We start from the raw sequence: 21,323 nt of genomic DNA, 5'->3' as shown, positions 1-21,323 counted from the left end.
GACCCGGATGGAATGTTTGGTGATCCTGTTAGACATGGGAGGTTTGTTACTGTAGGAAAGATGGGAATGAAGAATGGCCTTCATAAAAGAGCAAGACGTTTATTCTTTTGCACCCTTTTTTACCTGAAATCAAGCACAATAATGCAGATTTCCATCTATATGGCTTTGAATTGTAACTTATACAGAACTATTAACTTTTGACAAAAGGGCTAAAACAAAGGCTTTTTTGTGCAAAATCAATAAAAAGAAATAGAGAGATTATGAGTTTTCAAAAAGATTTTTTGTGGGGCGGCGCTTTGGCGGCAAATCAGTGTGAAGGTGCATATCTGGAAGATGGAAAAGGTCTTTCCATTCAGGATGTTATGCCAAAGGGTGTTGCAGGGCCGGTATCAGAACAGCCTGTTCCTGAAAATTTAAAATTAATAGGAATTGATTTTTATCATCGCTATGAAGAGGATATTCGTCTGATGGCGGAGATGGGATTTAAAGTGTTCCGTATGTCAATTGCATGGAGCCGGATTTTCCCAAAAGGTGATGAAGAACAGCCGAACGAAAAGGGATTGGAGTTTTATGACCGTGTTTTCGATACCTGCCGTCTTTATGGGATCGAACCCATGGTAACGCTTTCTCATTATGAGACGCCGCTTTATCTGGCAAAAACATATGATGGCTGGAGGAGCCGCCAGATGATTACCTTTTTTGACCGTTATTGCCGGACAGTGTTTGAACGGTATCAGGATAAGGTAAAATATTGGATGACCTTTAATGAGATTAATGCATTATGGCATTTTCCACTTATGGGAGCCGGAATTTGGACACCGAAGGAACAGCTTACGGAGCAGGACAAATACCAGGCGGCACACCATGAGTTCGTTGCCAGTGCATTAGCTGTTAAGCGGCTCCATGATATGATTCCTGATGCAAAAATGGGATGTATGGTTTTAGGTGCGTTGAGCTATCCTATGACGCCAAAACCGGATGATATGATTGCCATGATGGAGGCTGACCGTAAGGTAATGTTCTTCTCAGACGTGCAGACCCGGGGATATTATCCGTCCTATATCAAAAAGTATTGGGAGAAAAACGGAATTTGTATTCAAATGGAATCCGGGGATGAAGAACTGCTGAAAAATACGGTAGACTATGTTTCCTTCAGCTATTATATGAGTAAATGCACAGCTGCGGATTGTTCCTTGTATTCCAAAGGTGCAGGAAATCTGACCAGCGGCGTTAAAAATCCATATTTACCAGAAAGCGAATGGGGCTGGCAGATCGATCCCCAGGGTCTGCGCTATACATTGAATTATTTCTATGATCGTTACCAGAAGCCGTTATTTATTGCAGAAAATGGTCTGGGAGCAAATGATCAGCTGATAGACGACGGACAGGGTGGATATACAGTCAGGGACGATTACCGGATTGAATATCTGAGAAATCATTTAAAAGAAGTGGAAAAAGCTTTGGATGATGGTGTAGATGTCATGGGTTATGCGGCATGGGGCTGTATTGATGTGGTCAGCGCCTCCACGGCACAGATGAAAAAGCGGTATGGTTTTGTATATGTGGACCGGAATGAGGATGGAAGCGGAAGCCTGACACGTTATAAAAAGAAAAGTTTTTACTGGTATCGTGATGTGATCTCTTCCAACGGAGCGTCATTGTAAATTCTGATTCCTTACATAAATCTCACAGGGTGTTTCAACGGACGGAGTATGGTCCCTTTGAAATACCCTGTTTTTTTTCCTGCGATAATAGAAAAAAAGTAAAGAAGGGCTGACATGATTAAGTATGACAAACTTTGGGAAACAGCAGAAAAAAGGGGAATCACAAAATCCATACTGACTAAAAAGTATAATGTAAGCAAAGCTCAGCTTTATCGTTTAAGATACAATCAGCCGGTAAGCACGAACACGCTTGACCGCTTTTGTAATATTTTGGAGTGTGATATTAGCGACATTATGGAACATATACCAGATGATAATTTCTTTTAAACGGTAAATTTCTTGTTTATAATTATGGATAGGCGGATAAGCGTTTTTTTGGCTTATCTGCCTTGATTGCTATAAGGCAAAACAGACTTTTGCTGTCTGTTTTGCTGCTTGTATTAGTTACAGGATAGTAGGTTATGCCTGTCTGTCAATGTCTGCAAGGTAGGCGTCCAGTCTGTCGCTTGTAAGAAGATTGGTGTATGTAACTTTGCGGTACTGTTTCAGATAATTCAAATGTCGCAGCAGTCATGTTTAGCAAGCCAGTCACACAACTCTTGCAAACCTTTTGTGAAGGAAGAAAAGCGAGCTTGCTTATACTCTGTACGACCATAGGAATCCATAATGCAAATACAGGCATAGATCCAGGTCTTATAAGAAGATAATATCAGAAGGAAGATAGATTAAAAAAGCGAAAGTTAGCCAACATGTTTCATGACGCATTGGTGCCTTTCGCAGAAAGGTGGATTATAAAAATGAAAAACACGATAGAGAGAATACCTTTGCCTTTAGCGGGGCCGATGCTCGGTTTTGCCGCCATGGGAATCATGATAGAAAATTATTCTGTAACTTTAAAGTCAATCTGCGGAGCCATGGCCGTCTGCCTGCTGATCCTTTTGCTGGCCAAGATCGGGACTTGTCTCGACAGGGTGAAAGAAGAACTTGAAGATCCGGTCAACTGCAGTATTTCGGCTGCATTTTCCATGGGTCTGCTTGTCCTGACCGCCTATATCAAGCCTTATGTGGGAGATGCCGTTTCTATCTTGTGGATTCTTGCGCTGGCGGTGCATGTGTATCTTTTGGTATATTTTAACGGACACTTCATATATTACAAGTTCAACATTAAAAATGTATATGCAAGTTTTTTTATCTTTTATGCCGGACTGGCGATGAGCAGCATGACGGCTCCCAACGTCGATATGAGAGAGATCGGCCGCTGGTTTTTCTGGGCAGCCCTTCTGTTTACGGTGATCATTGCTGTACCGATCATAAAGCGGTATACAGCAGTAAAAGAAATACCGGAACAGTATCAGCCTCTGATCTGTATCTTTGCGGCACCCGCAAGCCTTCTGCTGGCAGGGTACTTAAACTGTTTTGAAAAGCCCGTGGCATGGCTGGTGATCGTGCTTACGGTTTTATCTGTGGTTCTATATGTATTTGTGCTTGCGATGGGATTAAAATATATCGTCATGCCGTTTACAGCGTCATTTGCCGCTTATACATTTCCGTTTGTGATCAGTGCGGCAGCATTAAAAGAAGCTTTTATCACACTGAGCCAGTGGGGATATCCGGTGACCTATTTAAAATGGATCGTAGATTTCCAGACCGTGCTCTCGGCAGCTCTGCTGATCTATGTGACACTGCAGTTTCTAAAATATATATTCTATGCCAAACAATAAAGACATTCAACGATCGTTTTTTAGCACTATTGAAGGAACGCATTTCAAAGCGTGACGGAAATAGTGCTAAAAAACTCATTTGTGCAGAAGGGTGTCCAGCAGTGCATTATTTTCCTCTGCTTTTCGGAAGCAGAATCTGATATATTCCCCGTCAAGCCCTTCAAAGCTTGAGCAGTCACGGATCATCAGCCCCTTTTTGATGCAGCGTTCAAACATTTCATGGGAGGCGGTGCCGTCCATCAGGCGGACAAGCAGGAAATTGGCATAGGATGGATAAATCTTAAAGAAGGGGGTGCCTGAAAGTCTGTCTGTACATTTTCTGCGTTCTTCTGCGATGTAAGCCTTTGTCTTTTTAATATAGTCTGTATCCATGAACATTGCTTCGCCGGCAAGTGCCGCAAGAGTATTGATACTCCATGGATTTTTTCTGTCCTCCATTGCCCTGATAAAATCCATGTTTCCGCTGATCCCGTATCCGAGGCGGATACCCGGTGCGGCAAAGAATTTTGAAGTTCCACGTAAGACAAATAGATTGTCAAACTTACGGGTCAGGGGTACGGCAGTGACAGCATCCATGTCCGGTGCAAACTCTACATAAGTCTCGTCCGCCAAAACAAAAATGCCGTGTTTTTTACAGTGGGAAAGGATTTCCGAGATTTCGTCCTTGTTTAATGCACTGGATGTGGGATTGTTTGGATTGCAGAATGCGAACAGATCTACATCACCGGTGAGAGAGCGCTTCAAGTCTTCAATATCCAGACGAAAGTCAGAGGATTCCTGAAGGTTATACTCCAGGCAGGTTCCGCCGATCATCGAGATTTCCCGCATGTATTCAGAGTAAGTCGGGGACAGCAGCAGGGCTTTTTTCGGACGTTTCAGGTGCATGGTCAGGCTGATCAGCTCAGTCACTCCATTTCCGACAATGATATGTTCCATGGGGATCTGGGCGTACAGGCTCAGGGTAGAGCGCAGGGATTTGTAGTCACGGTCGGGATACGTGCAGACAGCATCCACATGACGGATCAGGTTTTCCCGGAACAGTGGGGAGATCCCAAGAGGATTTACATTGCCTCCGAAAGGAATGATGTCTTCTTTTTTGATTCCATATATTTCTTCTGCTTTTTCTAAGTCGCTTCCGTGGAAGACTTGCTTCTTTTTTGACATAGTTTCACCTTTCTTTATCTTTTATATTTTGTCGAAGTTTGCTATAATATTACGGAGCAGAGGTCAAAGGACGTGAAGTATCCATGACCTCTGAAATACAGAATTATATTACAGTCCATTATAGACCAAATACCCTGAGACCACCAGTCTTAAAATCGGAGGAACCCATGACAGAAAAGATGAAGCAGTTCGTACAAATTGTACAGGAAGATGAACAGTGGGCAAAGACCCTCTTTTTTTCTGAGGCCTTCAAAAATGAGTATTTGGAGGAGAATTCCAGGGAAAAAGAAATTTATCATCAGCTCCTGCTAGGCCGAAACCGGGGCCAGATCTTTGAAGAGTTTTTGATCTGTATCGGGGCAAAAGAACCTGCGGTGCTGAGACCGGAAAAGGTTGCGTATGAGATCCGCCGGGTGAATGCCGTTGAGCCTCTGTATGTAAAGATTCACAAAGAGGGCAGCGGCTATGTCCAGGGGAAGATCCGTCTGGATTCCACGTTTCTGTCTCTGGAAAAGACAGAATTTTCAGAAGAGGATTTTGTGCAAGGGGTACTGACCATTCCGGTGCTGTTTTCGGATGCAAGGGAAGAAAGCCGGGGAATCCTCACAGTTTCTGCCCCGTACAGCAGCTGTCAGACAGATATTCTGTTCAATGCAGAGAAAGAGAGGAACGACGGGGTTTGGAATCTGTCCGATCAGATCTTCGATGCGTATATGGAATTTTGCCTTGGCAGATGTCATGTCACGGAGTTTGCGGAAAAGGAAATGAATCTGACCGCACAGATGGAGGGAGAGGCATCCTTAGAGATACTGAGGACTCTCTTAAACCTGCACTGTCATATTGTTCTCGGCGCAGAGGAAGCGATCGAGAGAGGCTTTGCAAGACTTGAGCCGAATATGAGCGAGGTTCAGTCAGATCATTTTTACTATGGCTACTATTTATATTTGAAAGCGCTTTATTTAAAGACACCGGATCAAACAGAGTATGCAAAGGACCGGATTCATGAGCTCTTTCAGGAAGCGGACGATCAAAAGGGATATCTGCTGTGGATGCTGATTTATCTGGACGAAGAGCTGGCATATGATTTCGGACTTCAGCTTCAGAAGATAAAAGAAGTCTATGAAACAGGCCAGTGCAGCAGTTTTTTATGGTTTGAGGCTGTCAGCATTTGGAACCAGGATCACAGCAGGGCAAAAAAGATCACTGATTTTGAGAGAGAGATCATTCATTTCGGCATTTGCCGGGACCTGTTTGGGAAAAGCATGAAAAAACACATTTACGGTCTTGTGCTGAAAGAAAAAGGTTTCTCGGAGGAGCTGCTTTGTGATTTAATACTGTCCTTTCAGAGAGAAGAGTCCAGGGAAGGGCTCCAGGCGATCTGTTCTATGCTGATCCGGGGAAACTGTATTGATGAGTGTTTTCATATATATTTTAAAAAAGCTGTCCGGGCGGGGATTCAGATGATCGGACTCCAGGAATCTTACCTTCGTACGATTCCAAAGGACCGGTATCCGTATCTTGAGAAGAATGTACTGCTGTATTTTTCGTACAGCAACAGTTTAAGCAGCCGGGAGAGAGCTTACCTGTATGCCAATCTTGTTAAGAACCGGAGAAAATATGAGGCAGTATTTCCATCTTTTGAGCCGCAGATTGAAGAATTTCTCTTAGAACAGCTGGCAGAAGGCAGGATCAATACCAATCTGTTTATTCTTTACCAGGCCTTCTTTGACCGTCTTTTGGAAGGGATGAAGGGCAGGGCCGGAATCGCAGGTATTATGGCGAAGCAGAAATTGATCTGCAGGAATCCGGCGGTGGAAAAGGCTGCCGTCTATCATCAGGAGTTAAAAGAAGTTCAGAATGTTTCTCTGGAGAACGGAGAAGTTTATGTGACGGTCTACAGCGACCCTCTGGTCGTGTTTATGGATCAGGAGGACAACCGCTATCTGTCCCTGGAATATGAATTTTCAAAGCTGTGGACGAGGGAGCAGGAGGAAGCCGTATTTTCGGGGCTTGGCAGGAGAAATGAAGCATATCTGATCCGCAGAAGCCTGGTCTTTGCACAGAAGGCAGAATATGAACCCGGAGATATTCCGGATGTGAGGGCTGTCCTCGAGTGTCAGAGTCTGAAGGAAGAATACAGGCACAGATTATTTGAAAAGCTTCTGGACTATTACTGGAAGCATGGAGAGCAGGAACAATTAGAGCAGGCGCTGTCTATGGTCCAGTGGAAATTTCTTTCAGACGAAAACTGCAAGCAGATGCTGGAGTATTTCATTGCTGGCCGCCACTACAAAGAAGCGATGAAAGGCATGGAGATCTTTGGATTTGATTTCATGGACCCGGAGCCGTTAAAAGAGGTCGTCCTGCATGAACTCACATCCCGCAGCCGGAAGAGGGTGCAGACTTTGATCGATATGTGCCTGGCGGTTTTCAGGGGACAAGTATACAACAGCGAAATCCTTGCATATCTGGAACGTTTTTTCAGGGGAGAACTGGATCAGATGCGAAAGATCTGGAAACAGGGAGACAGACACAAAATATATGATCAGCAGTTTACGGAGCAGCTTCTTGATATGGCCGCCGGGAAAGGCGCAGGGTGGGAGGACCTTCCTGTCTTCTTATCTTATGTTGAGAGGGATTTCAGAGACAGAAAGCTGATCAAGAAATTGGCGGGCCAGTTTGCAGAACTGTCTTATGAAGAAGGAATACACGTATCGGATGAGTTTTATCCGATCCTGGGAAGGCTGATCGATCAGGGAAATTTAAATCTGATCTGGCAGTGGGCTTATCTGGATTTTTACAAAGATAAAGAATTATCAGAAGAAGTAAGAGAAAGGATCAAAAAGCTTATTGAATGGCAGGAAGACCGACGCTGTATTCTGCCGGTGCTTTTAGAATATAAGGAGCAGATATCTCTCCCGTATGAGTGCTATACTTATACTTATGTAGTTTATACGGGAGAGAAAGCAAGCGGTATGGTATTTCACTATGCAGAAAACAGGTCGGAGCCGGCCAGAGAGATTCCTATGAGAGAACTGCTGCCGGGGTATTATGTGGCCGAAGTGCTGATTTTTGCCGATGAGTCGGCAGATTATTATGTGACAGCACCGGGAGAAGAGAGACGCAGGAGAAAAGATATCGTCTTTCTCGACCATTCTGGCAGGAATCAAAAGGGAAGATTTTATCAGCTGAATCACATGCTGAAGGAAAAACAGAGGGAGAGCGTAGCCATGGAGATGGAAATCTACGCGTATGAAAAGGCAATGACGGATCTGATCCGTCCGATGACAGAGGATCTATGATGAAAATAGGCATACAGATAGAACAGAGAATGATATATCAGTGTTCCGTAACGGATGGAAAGATCGTGGAAGAAGAACCGAAAAAGTTTTCCGGGGACTGGACGGATTATGTGCGTGAGGAATCGGAAAAGCATGCGGATACGTCCAATCTGTTTATGGGCATCATTTTGGAGGACCCGGAGGAGGACTTGGCGGCAAAAGCCGCGGAGCTTAGGAAAGAGTTGGGATTTTCGGAGGAACAGCTGAAGCTGCTTACGAAGGAGGCGGCCTTTCTGGGACTTGCGGGGGAACGAAAGGAACAGCTAGATCAGGGAGCTGTGGGGCTGTTTGACTATTCCGGTCAGAGATTGTTTTATTATCTGGTAAAAAAGCAGAATGGGCAGCTGCTCGTAGAGAGAGAAGACTATTCTGCTTTTATGAGAAACACCCGGCTGCCCCATCAGAAAGACATGGCATTTGAGAACGCCGCCGTCCAGGCCATATCCCAGGAGGTTACTTCTTTAGTTTATTTGTACGGCAGAGGATTTGACGGCGGATGGCTGAAAAGTGCTGCGGCAAAGCTGTGTGCGGGACGGCGTGTGTTTATGGGAGATCATGTGTACGCGACAGGGGCAGTCTGTCTGCTGGGAAGAAAAAATGCGGCGGATCTTGACTCTGCTGTGATCCTTACCGACACGGTTATGATGTACCAGATCGGCGCCATGGTATGGAACCACGGCAAAGAAGAATTTCTGCCGGTCATAAAGGGAGGAAAGCCATGGTTTGAGAGCCGGGGAAATATGACGGTACTGGTTGAGACAGCGGCATCTATTCCTGTGGAGATCAAACCCCTGTTTCCCGGCAAGGGTGACAGAATGCGGTTTCCGATTTCCTTAAAAGGCCTTAAAAAACGTCCGGGGCGTGCTACAAAGCTGAAGATTGAAGCTGAGTGCACCGGGGAGACAAAGTGCAGGATCAAGATCACGGATCTGGGGTTTGGAAAATTATATCCTTCTACACACCAGGTATTCCAGCAGGTGATTTCATGGGAGAGGAGGGGACAGCCATGAGAATGGTATTATGTGAAACGGAGGAGAGCAGGCGGACTTACACGCTGAATTCCTTTGGACAGACCATTTCTTCCTATGAAGAATTATGTTATATTATTTCAGGACAGTATTTATATTTTCTGACAGAAGGAATCCCGGAAGGAATGAGAGAGTGGATCGAAGAAGAACTCGGTCTGGTTCTGCCGGCAGAAGAAGAGACAAAGAAGCAGCTGGAGCACATCATCGGCTACCGGAATTATTTTACGGTTCCCGAGCAGAGAATGCTGGTCCAGAAGATGCGCACGGCGTATCTATACTCCTCTGTGCGAAAGCACAAAATGCTCGGCGACTTATATCTGAAACATTCCAGATATCTGAGCGCCTATCACGCATATCAAAAGTCGCTTTCCGGGCTGATGCAGCTGAAGACAAAGGAACAGCAGGAGGTCCTGTATCACACAGGACTCTGCCTGACCCGGATGTTTCGCTTTCAGGAGGCAAAGGAGTTTTTCAAAAGGAGCTGTCGCCTTAAAGAGAATAAGAAATGCCAGGAAGCATATTTCATAGTCTCTTATATGCATGGAGATTACCAGAAGTTTTTGGAGGACGGCAGAGCACTTTCCTTTACAGAAGAACAGCTGAGCGAGATCCATGAAAACATCTCAGGTATGGAGGAACGGTTTTCCGGAAGCGAGGAATCCACAGCACTTAAGAAGATTGACTATCACAGAAAGAAACCCGATGACCTGATGACCAGAAGGCTTACCTGGTCGATGCTGGAACGGTGGAAAAATGAGTACAGAAGAGAGATTGTCTGAAATTGAATATCAGAAAAAACGGATGGAATTAAATCGGCGTTTTGTGGAAATGTATGAAGATGAGGTGTCTTATATTCTGGAGCAGAAGGAAGATATCGAGATCATGGAGAAGCTTTCCGATGAAGAAGCAAAGCTGATCAGTGAGGAGGCCAGAAAATACAACCGCATCTTTGCCAGGATTTTTTATGATTCCGCAGGCGGACGAGTCTCCGATGAGGAATTTCTGCCCCTCTGGGAGAGGGAAGGGGAAATAAGGCAGGGTCTGTCCCGTATCCAATCCCTGGAGGGTGAAAAAAAGCAGATCGAGAAGGAGATCTCAGTCCAGGAAGACGAAGAACGTGATCTGAAGAGAAAAGAGCGTGAGTTTCATGGGAAGTTCATCAACAGGAGGGCCTATTTCCTTTCTTCGCTGATCATGGCTCTGACTGCTGCGGGACTCGGCACGGCGGCAGTTTTTTATTTTGAGCTCCGACTGAGCGTATCCCTCTGGCCGGCAGCGGCAGCGGTGCTCGGTGCGGCTGTGATCCTTCTGATTCTCAGGACAAGAAAGAAAAAGGCGGCAGAGAAAAAGAAAATGTATCGTATGGTGAGAAGCCACAAAGAGACTTCGGGACGGCGGCTCAGATCGGAGTATGATACGATTGTCAATGATCTGGAGTTTTGCAGGGAGAAATATCAGGTGCTGTTTGGATATATTTCCGAAGAACAGTGGAAATTATTCGAGTTTTGTGCTAAAGTTGCAGCGGAATTAAATTGCAGTGAAGAACTTTCCGCCCAGAGGAAGACATTTGTCCTGGCCATGGAGCAGTGCAGAATGCATGCACCTCAGGCCTGGTGTTATTATCCAAAGGCAATTTATGATATACCGAAAAGGATCAAACGGATGGAATGGCTGTCCGGCCGTCAGAACATCTGCGAGCAGGCAATGGTGCAGCATGAGCGGGCGATCCGCAACAATCTTTTAGAATAATATATAAAAAGTAGGAGATATGAGATGAGTAAAGAATTGGAAAAGACTTATAACCCGTCTGAGATTGAAGACCGGTTATACCAGAAGTGGCTTGACAACAAATATTTTCATGCAGAAGTGGATCACAGCAAAAAACCGTTTACGATCGTGATTCCTCCTCCCAATATTACGGGCAAGCTCCATATGGGACATGCACTGGACGAGACTATGCAGGATATCTTGATCCGTTTTAAGAAAATGCAGGGTTACAATACCCTTTGGCAGCCGGGAACGGACCATGCCAGCATCGCAACGGAAGTCAAGATCATCGAGGCGCTGAAAGAGGAAGGCATTGAGAAGGAAGAGCTGGGAAGAGAGAAGTTTCTTGAGAGAGCCTGGAAGTGGAAGGAAGAATACGGCGGAACCATCGTCAGCCAGTTAAAGAAGCTTGGTTCTGCCTGTGACTGGGACAGAGAACGTTTTACGATGGATGAGGGCTGTTCCAAAGCAGTGGAAGAGGTCTTTATCAAGTTATATGAAAAAGGTTATATCTACAAGGGTTCCAGGATCATTAACTGGTGTCCGGTCTGTCAGACTTCGATCTCCGACGCCGAGGTAGAGCATGTGGACCAGGCAGGACACTTCTGGCATATTAAATATCCGGTTGTGGGAACAGATGATTATTTAGAGATCGCTACTACCCGTCCCGAGACAATGCTCGGAGATACGGCGGTGGCTGTCCATCCGGACGATGAAAGATATACACATCTTGTAGGGAAAATGCTGGAGCTTCCGCTTTGCGGCAGACAGATCCCGATCGTGGCGGATGAATATGTAGACAAAGAGTTTGGAACCGGTGCTGTGAAGATCACTCCTGCCCATGATCCAAATGATTTTGAAGTGGGAAGACGACATGACCTTCCAGTGATCAATGTGATGAACGATGACGCCACGATCAATGAAAACGGCGGCAGATATGAGGGCATGGAGCGCTATGAGGCGAGAAAAGCCATCGTAAAAGATCTGGAAGAACAGGGATACCTGGTAAAAATAAAAGAACACGAGCATAACGTCGGAACCCATGACCGCTGCAAAGCCACCATCGAGCCGATGGTTAAACCGCAGTGGTTCGTAAAGATGGACGAGCTCGCGAAGCCTGCCATCGAGGCGGTTAAAAACGGGGACATAAAATTTGTGCCGGAACGTTATACAAAGACATATCTGCACTGGCTTGAGAATATTCGTGACTGGTGTATCTCCAGGCAGCTCTGGTGGGGACACAGGATTCCTGCATATTACTGCGATGAGTGCGGTGAAACTGTGGTGGCAAAAGAAAAACCGGAAGTATGCCCAAAATGCGGATGTACACATTTTACTCAGGATGAGGATACTCTGGATACCTGGTTCAGCTCTGCGCTGTGGCCGTTCTCCACGTTAGGCTGGCCGGAACAGACGGAGGAACTGGATTATTTCTACCCGACCAACGTATTGGTAACCGGATATGACATTATCTTTTTCTGGGTTGTCAGAATGGTATTTTCGGGATATGAGCATACAGGGAAAGCACCGTTTGACACGGTGCTGATCCACGGGCTCGTGAGAGACGACAAAGGAAGAAAGATGAGCAAATCTCTGGGCAACGGAATCGATCCTTTGGAGGTCATCAGCCAGTATGGGGCAGATGCACTGAGATTTACTCTGGTCACCGGAAATGCACCGGGCAATGATATGCGTTTTTACATGGAGCGTGTGGAAGCCAGCCGGAATTTTGCCAACAAAGTGTGGAATGCATCCCGTTTTATGATGATGAACTTTGAACAGGCGGACTTCTCTCATGTGGAACTTCCCGACCTGACAAGCGCAGACCGCTGGATCTTATCCAAGTTCAACACTCTGGCCAAAGATGTGACGGATAATATGGACAAATATGAGCTGGGAATTGCCGTACAGAAGCTTAATGACTTTATATGGGAAGAATTCTGTGACTGGTATATCGAGATGGTGAAACCGCGTCTTTATAACGATGAAGACAACACGAAAGCCGCAGCTTTGTGGACACTGAAAAAGGTACTCTCCGAATCACTGAAGCTGCTTCATCCATTCATGCCGTTTATCACAGAGGAGATCTACTGTAATCTGACAGGAGAAGAATCCATCATGCTGGCATCCTGGCCGGAATACAGAAAGGAATACAGCTTTGCTCAGGAAGAAGCCGCAGTGGAACTCATGAAAGAAGCGGTGAGGGGAATCCGTAATATACGGGCCGAGATGAACGTATCCCCGAAAAAGAAAGCAAAAGTATTTGTTGTCTCTGAGAAAAAAGAAGTGAGGGATATCTTTGAACAGGGCAGGGTCTTCTTCGGAACCCTCGGGTATGCAAGTGAAGTTTGTGTACAGGCGGATAAAGAAGGAATTGCCGGGGATGCCGTATCCACAGTCGTTCCGGATGCCGTAATCTATATGCCGTTTGCAGAGCTTGTCGATATTGAAAAAGAAATTGAGAGACTGAAAAAAGAACAAAAGAAACTGGACGGAGAGATCAAGCGGTGTGAAGGCATGCTCAATAATGAACGTTTCTTAAGCAAAGCACCGGAACAAAAAGTAGAAGAAGAGAAAGAAAAGCTGTCAAAATACCGGCAGATGCTCGAGAAAGTGGAAGAACGTCTGGGCCAGCTTGTAAAATAACATGACGGATTTTGAAGAAGCAAGAAATTATTTGAATCATGTGACGGGTTTCGCTAAAAAAACATCCTTATCCAATGTACAATGGATTCTGGATGTTTTGGGAAATCCGGAAAAAGCTCTGTTCATGATCCATGTAGCAGGTACCAACGGAAAGGGCTCGGTCTGTGCATTTCTGGACTCGATCCTTACGGGTGCAGGAAAAAGGACCGGACGGTTTTCGTCCCCGCATTTGATCCGCATGGAAGAACGGATACAGATCGGCGGCAGAGAGATCTCCGAAAAAAGATTTGCAGAAGTCTTTGCAAAAGTAAAGAGTGCTGTCTTTCTGGCAGTAAAGGAGGGGGCAGAACATCCTTCCTTCTTTGAATTTCTGTTCTTTATGTCACTTGTATTTTTTCAGGAAGAAAATGCGGAGGTCTGTATTATCGAGACCGGAATGGGCGGAAGACATGATGCGACTAATGTGATCGTGCCGAGGCTTTCTGTTATCACTGCGGTGAGTCTTGATCATCAGGAATTTTTAGGAAACACTCTGGAACTGATCGCCGCGGAAAAAGCAGGGATCATAAAACCGGGGGTTCCTGTGATCTGTCTCAGGCAGAAGCCTGAGGTTCTCAGGGTATTTCAGGAAGAGGCGGCACATAAAGATTCGGAATTCCTAACAATTTCAAAAGATAATCTTATTTTTTCTGAAAAAAGCAGTGATTATATTGATTTTTTGAGAAAGAGTGCGTATGATAAAAAGAGTAAATGCCTGAAATTAGGCCTGTTGGGCGATTTTCAGTATGAGAATGCCGCTCTTGCAGCGGCTGCAGTCCGCCTGCTGTTTCCTGACCTGAAAAGAAAGACGGTATTTAACGGTCTTTCCTCGGCTTTTCTGGCAGGACGGATGGAGGAAGTGAGCCCCAATATTTTTATAGACGGAGGACATAATCTTCAGGCGGCGGAGGCATTCTGCCATACACTAGAGAAGTATTTTCCGCAGAGAAAACTGATTGTTTTTGCCCCTTCCCATAAGAAGGAAGAAGAGGGCATCCTGAAGCTTCTCACGGGAGTTGAAAACTTGGAAGGGATCATAAAGGTTCCGGTTGTGAACCGGGAGATACCGGAGGATGATTTCTTAAAGGCATATAAGACAATAATACAAAAGTCAGAGGAGGGGGTTCTCTGCTTTTGTATCGGCTCTTTTTATTTAGCTGGTAAGGTTAAAACGTTTATCTTGAATGGAGGAAGAAAATGATTAATTACAGAGAAGAGTTAAAAAAATTTGAACCTTGCTTAGATGTGGACCAGGCAGAGGATGCCATTTACAGCGATGATTTAAAAGATGTAGAAGATCTGATCAATGAAATCAAAAAAGACATAGAAGAAGAGAAATAGTAAGGTGGCAGATATGAAGAGTAAGGAAAAGATTAAAAACAGTTCCAAATACTACTACAATCTTGGGCTGGAGAAAGCCAATGCCAACGATCTGACCGGGGCTGTAAAGAACCTGAAAGCTGCGTTGTTTTATGACAAGAATGACATGAATGCCAGGAATCTTTTGGGCTTAGTCTATTATCAGATGGGTGACATCGTCCCTGCCCTGAGCCAGTGGGTTATCAGCAGCAATCTGAAAAAAGAAGAAAACGCGGCCATTGATTATCTGAAAGATGTGCAGGAGAATCCTGTCCAGCTTGACACAGTCAATCAGGTCATTAAAAAGTATAATCAGGCTCTTGTATATGCAAAACAGGGGAATGAAGACCTGGCAATGATCCAGCTGAAAAATGTTGTTTCCATGATGCCGAATTTTATCAATGCACAGCTTCTGATCGCCCTGCTTTCCATCAAAGATGAGAATTTTAAAGACGCTCAGAAGGCTTTAAAAAATGTGCTGGATGTTGACTGCAAAAACCCAAGGGCATTAGAATATCTGCAGGAGACGGAAGCTCTTTTAAAACCTGCGGACATGAAAGCAGAAGACAGTGATTCCGAGAAGACAGAAGGACCGAAAAAGAAGGGTATTAGCAGCGTTGTAGGCAAATACGAGGAGCTGCCGTCCAACCGCCACCGCATGGTATATATGATAGGAGGCATTGTGATCGGCGTGCTTGTTTCTCTGGTGCTCTTATATCCGAGTATTAGGAAGGCGTCCAGCTACAAGTATTCATCCAAAATTGAAAATTATAAGGAACAGCTTCTCGCCAAAGAGACTCAGTTAAAGAGCAACGAAAAAGACATCAAAGAGGCAAAGGCTGCTGAGGCAAAGGCGAAGAAAGAATTAAAAGAATTTGTGGGAGACAGCAAGACAGAGGGAATCTATGATTCTCTGCTGACAGCTATGCAGTATTACGGCGACCGTCAGTATACGGAGTCTGCCGATGCCCTGCTGAACATAGACAGGGATAAGCTGGGCTCAAAGAAGATGAAAGAGATTTATGACGATCTGGAACAGAAGGTTTACCCATATGCGGCCACAGGCCTTTACAATAAGGGAATCAGTGCGTATAATCAGGGCAACTACAAAGATGCCATCAGCACCCTGAAAAAAGCCATCAAAGTCAAAGACACAAACGTGGGATCTTATTTCTACCTTGCCAGATCTTATGAGAAAAATGGTGACAAAGACAAAGCAATCAAGGCATACGAGGATGTCATCCAGAAGTTCCCGGGCACCAACAGTGCAAGGAATTCACAGAATTATCTGAATCAATTACAGAACAAAAAAGCTAAAAATCTTTAAAACAGCATTTGGGCTGACAAAGAAACCGATAAGACACGAAAGAGAAATATATCCGGAAGATATCAAAACCTTCCGGTGTATTTCTCTTTCATTTTTTTATCATTAAAGGAGTGAATCATCTATGGCAACAGAATATCAGGTTGAAAACAGGACACTGTACGTAAGGCTTGACGGAGAACTGGATCATCATTTGGCAGAGCGTGTCAGGCATAAATGTGATGTGATCCTGAAGTCATATCCGATCAGGGATATTGAATTTGATTTTAAGAATACCGGTTTTATGGACAGCTCCGGGGTGGGAATGATCCTTGGGCGGTACAAGCAGCTGAAGCCTCTCGGAGGCACGGTGAGCGTGGTAAATGTCAACGATGTGGTAAAACGGATCGTACACATGGCGGGTCTGCACAAGATCATCAATGAGCGATAGCGATAGGGAGGATAAGAAATGATACATTTAGAATTCAACAGCGAATCAGAAAATGAAGGGATCGCAAGAGTGCTGGCGGCAACCTATATGATGAAGTTTGACCCGACGATGGAAGAGATGGCAGATGTGAAAACGGCGGTTTCCGAGGCGGTCACGAACTGCATCGTCCACGGCTATGAGGACGACCAGGGAAAGATCTGCATGGATATTTCAAATGAAGGCAGTGTTTTGAAAATCGTCATTGAGGATTTCGGTGTCGGTATTCCGGATGTGAAACAGGCAATGGAACCTATGTATACTACAAAGCCTGATGAGGAGCGGACGGGGATGGGATTTTCCTTTATGGAAGCATTCATGGACAAGATCGAAGTCAGCTCCGAGTCAGGAAAAGGGACCAGAGTCATCATGGAAAAGAAAGTGACCGGGAAATAGGCCTTTTATATGGACGAGACAAGAGAATTGTTAAAGCTTACGAAAGAAGGAGATCAGGGTGCGAGAGAGAAGATAGTGCTTGACAACATGGGACTGATCTGGAGTGTGGTAAAGCGTTTTACAGGTCGGGGACACGAGCCCGAAGATCTGTTCCAGATCGGGAGCATCGGACTTTTAAAGGCAGTGGACAAGTTTGACCTCTCCTATGATGTGAAATTTTCTACTTATGCGGTGCCGATGATCACCGGGGAGATCAAACGGTTTTTAAGGGATGACGGGATGATCAAGGTCAGCCGTTCCTTAAAGGAGATCGCCTACCAGGTCCGGCAGGCAGGAGAGGCCTTTGCCATGAAGTACAACAGGGAAGCAACTATAGATGAACTCTCCAGAGAGACAAAGATCGCCAGAGACGAGATCGTCGTCGCACTGGAGGCAAACAAAGATGTGGAATCTATTTATCAGCCAAGCTATCAAAGCGACGACAGCCAGGTGCTTTTGGTGGACAAACTGCCGGGAGAGGAAAATGAGTCGGACACTGTCATCAACCATGTGATGCTGGAAGAACTCATGGATACGCTGTGCGGAGAGGAGAGAGAATTGATCACCATGCGATACTTCCATGGGAAGACACAGCAGGAAATCGCGAAAAAACTTTCGATTTCCCAGGTACAGGTTTCAAGGATGGAAAAGAAAATTTTACTCCGTATGAGAAAACAAATTCTTGGACATAGTTGAAAATTGTGGTAGTATAATCTAAGAGGGAAATTTCCCTCTTACGATTACAATTCTGTAAAGATCGATCAGATTACAGGTCATCGGATACATCATCCATTTACCCGCACTGAATATTGCATATCGAATCAAAACAAGAAAAATCTTATGTATTTAAACAAAGGAGAACATTCTATGGTATATGAATCTATGTCTTTGCTCGAACTTAGAAAGGCGGCAAAGGAAAAGAATCTGAAAGGCATCAGCAGTCTGAAAAAGCAGGAGCTGATTGAATATTTAAATGATTATGACAATGAACATAAACAGAGTGATCCGGAACCGGAGAAAAAAGCAGAGCAGACAAAAGACGCCAGGACTGACCGTGTTCCCAGAGACATAAAAAGCCTGGACAGCGGAAAAAAAGCCAATGGGATACTGGAAGTTCTGCCGGACGGTTATGGATTTATCCGCTGTGAGAATTATCTTCCCGGAGAGAATGATATTTATGTTTCACCGACCCAGATCCGGAGGTTTAACTTAAAGTCCGGAGACATCTTAAACGGCGCCATCCGCGTAAAAAGCCAGAATGAAAAATTCGGAGCCCTGCTGTTTGTAGAGTCCGTAAACGGATATCACCCCGAGGCGGCAGCAAGGAGGAAGCATTTTGAAGACCTCACGCCGATCTTTCCGAACCAGAGGCTCAGACTGGAGACCGAGCGGGCGACGATCCCGATGCGCATGGTGGATCTTCTCTCACCTGTGGGAAAAGGGCAGAGGGGTATGATTGTATCACCTCCCAAAACGGGAAAGACCACGCTGTTAAAACAGATGGCCCAGAGCATCAGCCAAAATTATAAAAAGATTAAGCTGATCGTGCTGCTCATCGATGAGAGACCTGAGGAAGTGACAGATTTTAAGGAATCTGTGGAGGGACAGAACGTGGAGGTCATCTATTCTACTTTTGATGAGCTCCCCGACCATCATAAGAGGGTGTCGGAAATGGTTCTTGAGAGAGCAAAACGCCTCGTAGAACATAAAGAGGACGTGGTCATCCTTTTGGACAGTATCACAAGGCTTGCCAGAGCGTACAACCTCACCGTGCCCCCGAGCGGAAGGACTCTCACAGGAGGGCTTGACCCGGCGGCACTCCACATGCCAAAAAGATTTTTCGGAGCGGCCAGAAATATGCGGGAGGGCGGAAGCCTTACGATTCTTGCCACTGCACTGGTGGAGACCGGAAGCAAGATGGATGATGTCATCTTTGAAGAATTCAAGGGAACCGGAAACATGGAGCTAGTGCTAAGCCGTCATCTCTCTGAGCGCAGGATCTTCCCGGCGGTGGACATCGCCAAATCCGGTACAAGAAGGGATGATCTCCTGCTTTCCAAAGATGAACAGTCCGTGGTCACCGCACTGCACAAAGAATTGTCCGGAAGCCGTTCAGATGAGTTTTTCGAACAGACACTGAATATGTTTAAACGTTCTAGAAATAATAAGGAATTTATTGAATTTGCGAAGAAATCCCTGCTGAGAAAATAAGAGAAAAAGTATTTGCATTGTGGAAGATGCTGTGATATAATGAGAAAGCTGTTTAAGAATAAACAAAAGGAATGTTTAAGATAAACTAAGATCAAAGAGGTGAAGAAACATGCGCGAAGGAATCCATCCAGAATACCATCAGGCAAAAGTAGTCTGCAACTGCGGTAACGAATTTGTAACAGGATCTACAAAGGAAGATATCCACGTTGAAATCTGTTCTAAGTGTCATTCTTTTTACACTGGACAACAGAAAGCTACTCAAGCTCGCGGACGTATTGACAAGTTCAATCGTAAGTATGGTACTAAGTAGAAAACATGAAATGATAGGTTGAGGTTGCGAAATCTCAGCCTATTTTGTTGTATTAGGATTTATCAGAAAGGACTGACTATGAAAGTAAGGATTGGCGGGCAGGCGGTCATGGAAGGCGTCATGATGAAGAACGGAGACCGCTATGCAGTTTCTGTGAGAAAACCGGACGGGGAGATCGAGACGAAGACCGAACGGTATATGAGCATATCCGATAAATATTCGGTCCTGAAGCTCCCGGTCCTGCGGGGAGTCGTAAATTTCGCGGAATCTATGGTGGTCGGTATGAAGACGATCACTTATTCGGCTGACTTCATAGAGGACGGGGAAGAAGAGCCGTCCCGGCTGGAACAGTGGCTGAACCGCCATTTCTCAGAGAAGTGGGAAGGGGTCCTCATGGGAGGCATCGTGGTACTGTCATTTGCCATTGCTATCGGGCTGTTCATGGTGCTGCCTTATTTCCTCTCCAACATTTTTGAAGGATTCGGCATGAGCCGTCCGGCTGTTCTGCTGCTGGAGGGCCTGATCCGGGTGGGAATTTTTTTAGGATATATCATTCTCATATCCAGAATGAATGATATCAAACGGGTCTTCATGTATCACGGGGCCGAGCACAAAACGATCAACTGCCTGGAGGCAGGGGAGGAGCTCACACCTGAAAATGTAATGAAATATTCCAGACTGCACAAGCGGTGCGGCACCAGTTTTCTGTTTTTTGTCATGATCATAAGCATTATATTTTTCTTTTTTATCCGTGTCGACACGGTGTGGCTGAAAGTTGTATTGAGACTTCTGCTGGGCCCGGTGATCGCAGGGGTATCCTATGAGTTTATCCGGTTCGCCGGAAATTCAGACAATCCGGTGATCACGGCGCTCAGCAAGCCGGGGCTGTGTCTTCAGCTGCTGACGACGAAAGAGCCGGATGAGAGCATGATCGAAGTGGCAATCCGGTCAGTGGAAGGTGTCTTTGACTGGAAGACATATCTGGAGAAAGAAAGGAAAAAACGTGAATAGGAAGATTTGGGTCACATATGGAGCGGAAAAGCTGCGGGAAGCGGGGATCGATAACCCGGATGGTGAAGCATGGTATCTGTTTTCCCATAGTTTTTCTTTAAGCCGGGAAGAATACTTATTTTCGATGACTACACCGGTGGAAGAAGGGGAAGAATTAGAGCAGTACAAAGCTTTGCTGGACCGCCGGATCAGGGAGAGGGTCCCTCTCCAATACCTGACCGGGACTCAGGATTTTATGGGATATACATTCCGGGTGACTCCGGATGTGCTCATACCGAGACAGGATACGGAAAGTGTCATTGAGGCGGTTGTGGAAGGGAACTATCCCCATGAAAGTATCCTGGATGTCTGTACAGGCTCCGGATGTATTGCCATCAGCCTCTGTCTGATGCTGAAGCCGGACGTATGCATCGGTACAGATATTGATGAAAAGGCCTTGGAAATTGCAAAAGAGAATGGAAGAAGACTGGCTCCTATGGTAAAATTTAAAAAGAGCGACCTTTTTTCCAGGGTAGACGGTTCTTTTGACCTGATCATCTCCAATCCTCCGTATATTCCTACAAAAGACTGTATGGAACTGATGCCGGAGGTAAAAGACCACGAGCCTATGCTGGCTCTTGACGGAAAAGAGGACGGGCTGTATTTTTACCGACAGCTTGTAGGGACGGCCCCGAAACATTTGAACGGCGGAGGCACCCTCGTATTTGAGATCGGTTATGACCAGGGAGCGGCGGTAAAAACGATGATGGAGGAAGCAGGGTTTTCCTCTGTGGAGATAAAGAAAGACTTGGCGGGCCTTGACCGGATGGTCATCGGAACGCTGGCATAAAGGAGAAG

At 45.5% G+C, this 21,323-nt stretch carries 19 protein-coding genes and 1 pseudogene; 18 read left to right on the top strand and 2 right to left on the bottom strand.

Translation table 11 applies throughout. From position 1 onward, the window contains the following. The first annotated feature begins 260 nt into the window (after window positions 1-260). Both P8F77_RS14345 and P8F77_RS14340 read left to right on the top strand, forming a co-directional pair. On the top strand, window positions 261-1,664 hold the full coding sequence (locus P8F77_RS14345) for a glycoside hydrolase family 1 protein (RefSeq protein ID WP_287517264.1): 1,404 nt from the start codon (window positions 261-263) through the stop codon (window positions 1,662-1,664). A gap of 114 nt (window positions 1,665-1,778) precedes the next feature. After that, the gene (locus P8F77_RS14340; protein WP_148460047.1) at window positions 1,779-1,991 is read left to right on the top strand and encodes a helix-turn-helix transcriptional regulator; all 213 of its coding nucleotides are present in this window, start codon (window positions 1,779-1,781) and stop codon (window positions 1,989-1,991) included. A gap of 135 nt (window positions 1,992-2,126) precedes the next feature. Here the strand turns inward: P8F77_RS14340 and P8F77_RS14335 are convergent. Further along, window positions 2,127-2,234, bottom strand: a pseudogene (locus tag P8F77_RS14335) (TnpV protein); the annotation flags it as partial. 227 nt (window positions 2,235-2,461) lie between these two features. On the opposite strand from P8F77_RS14335, the gene P8F77_RS14330 reads away from it, so the two are divergent. Then, window positions 2,462-3,385, top strand: coding sequence for a TDT family transporter (locus P8F77_RS14330; RefSeq protein WP_287517265.1), 924 nt, complete (start codon window positions 2,462-2,464; stop codon window positions 3,383-3,385). A gap of 75 nt (window positions 3,386-3,460) precedes the next feature. Here the strand turns inward: P8F77_RS14330 and P8F77_RS14325 are convergent, their stop codons facing one another. Continuing rightward, window positions 3,461-4,549, bottom strand: a complete 1,089-nt coding sequence (locus tag P8F77_RS14325) for a histidinol-phosphate transaminase (RefSeq protein ID WP_024726649.1) — start codon at window positions 4,547-4,549, stop codon at window positions 3,461-3,463. 167 nt (window positions 4,550-4,716) lie between these two features. Here P8F77_RS14325 and P8F77_RS14320 point away from each other — a divergent pair, with 167 nt between their 5' ends. The 15 genes from P8F77_RS14320 to prmC all read left to right on the top strand — a co-directional run bounded on the left by P8F77_RS14320 (window position 4,717) and on the right by prmC (window position 21,315). Beyond that, entirely contained in the window at window positions 4,717-7,851 is a 3,135-nt protein-coding gene (locus tag P8F77_RS14320) for a DUF5717 family protein (RefSeq protein WP_024726650.1), read from the top strand. After that, a complete protein-coding gene (locus P8F77_RS14315; RefSeq protein WP_034548891.1) occupies window positions 7,848-8,900 on the top strand; it encodes a DUF5716 family protein in 1,053 nt (350 codons plus the stop codon). Before P8F77_RS14320 ends, P8F77_RS14315 begins: the two co-directional genes overlap by 4 nt. Next, window positions 8,897-9,697: a hypothetical protein gene (locus P8F77_RS14310; protein WP_024726652.1), complete on the top strand. Its 801-nt coding sequence runs from the start codon at window positions 8,897-8,899 to the stop codon at window positions 9,695-9,697. Before P8F77_RS14315 ends, P8F77_RS14310 begins: the two co-directional genes overlap by 4 nt. Beyond that, a complete protein-coding gene (locus P8F77_RS14305) occupies window positions 9,672-10,667 on the top strand; it encodes a hypothetical protein (protein ID WP_024726653.1) in 996 nt (331 codons plus the stop codon). Before P8F77_RS14310 ends, P8F77_RS14305 begins: the two co-directional genes overlap by 26 nt. Window positions 10,668-10,691: 24 nt before the next feature. Next, complete coding sequence (locus P8F77_RS14300) at window positions 10,692-13,331, top strand: valine--tRNA ligase (protein WP_287517266.1); 2,640 nt, start codon at window positions 10,692-10,694, stop codon at window positions 13,329-13,331. Window position 13,332: 1 nt separating this feature from the next. Next, complete coding sequence (locus P8F77_RS14295; protein WP_024726655.1) at window positions 13,333-14,571, top strand: folylpolyglutamate synthase/dihydrofolate synthase family protein; 1,239 nt, start codon at window positions 13,333-13,335, stop codon at window positions 14,569-14,571. Next, window positions 14,568-14,711 carry a hypothetical protein gene (locus P8F77_RS14290; RefSeq protein ID WP_022261227.1) on the top strand — a complete coding sequence of 48 codons (144 nt, stop codon included), beginning with the start codon at window positions 14,568-14,570 and terminating at the stop codon, window positions 14,709-14,711. Before P8F77_RS14295 ends, P8F77_RS14290 begins: the two co-directional genes overlap by 4 nt. A gap of 13 nt (window positions 14,712-14,724) precedes the next feature. Next, entirely contained in the window at window positions 14,725-16,056 is a 1,332-nt protein-coding gene (locus tag P8F77_RS14285; protein WP_270430208.1) for a tetratricopeptide repeat protein, read from the top strand. 121 nt (window positions 16,057-16,177) lie between these two features. Continuing rightward, complete coding sequence (gene spoIIAA, locus P8F77_RS14280) at window positions 16,178-16,483, top strand: anti-sigma F factor antagonist (protein WP_006565629.1); 306 nt, start codon at window positions 16,178-16,180, stop codon at window positions 16,481-16,483. A gap of 18 nt (window positions 16,484-16,501) precedes the next feature. Beyond that, entirely contained in the window at window positions 16,502-16,915 is a 414-nt protein-coding gene (spoIIAB, locus tag P8F77_RS14275; protein WP_024726657.1) for an anti-sigma F factor, read from the top strand. 9 nt (window positions 16,916-16,924) lie between these two features. Continuing rightward, the gene (locus P8F77_RS14270) at window positions 16,925-17,650 is read left to right on the top strand and encodes a SigB/SigF/SigG family RNA polymerase sigma factor (RefSeq protein ID WP_024726658.1); all 726 of its coding nucleotides are present in this window, start codon (window positions 16,925-16,927) and stop codon (window positions 17,648-17,650) included. A 171-nt stretch (window positions 17,651-17,821) separates the two neighbouring features. Next, window positions 17,822-19,165, top strand: coding sequence for a transcription termination factor Rho (rho, locus tag P8F77_RS14265; protein ID WP_270430209.1), 1,344 nt, complete (start codon window positions 17,822-17,824; stop codon window positions 19,163-19,165). Between the two features lie 109 nt (window positions 19,166-19,274). Further along, a complete protein-coding gene (rpmE, locus tag P8F77_RS14260; protein WP_009290709.1) occupies window positions 19,275-19,475 on the top strand; it encodes a 50S ribosomal protein L31 in 201 nt (66 codons plus the stop codon). Window positions 19,476-19,553: 78 nt separating this feature from the next. Further along, window positions 19,554-20,486, top strand: coding sequence for a DUF1385 domain-containing protein (locus tag P8F77_RS14255; RefSeq protein WP_148460036.1), 933 nt, complete (start codon window positions 19,554-19,556; stop codon window positions 20,484-20,486). Then, window positions 20,479-21,315 carry a peptide chain release factor N(5)-glutamine methyltransferase gene (gene prmC, locus P8F77_RS14250; RefSeq protein WP_270430210.1) on the top strand — a complete coding sequence of 279 codons (837 nt, stop codon included), beginning with the start codon at window positions 20,479-20,481 and terminating at the stop codon, window positions 21,313-21,315. The genes P8F77_RS14255 and prmC overlap by 8 nt, the downstream gene beginning before the upstream one ends. Window positions 21,316-21,323 lie beyond the last annotated feature (8 nt).

Origin of the sequence: Anaerostipes sp. PC18, assembly GCF_039789045.1 — a bacterium.
Lineage (GTDB): Bacteria > Bacillota > Clostridia > Lachnospirales > Lachnospiraceae > Anaerostipes > Anaerostipes hominis.
Note: the sequence above shows the minus strand (reverse complement) of the source record. Positions and strands in the feature narration are given on the sequence as shown.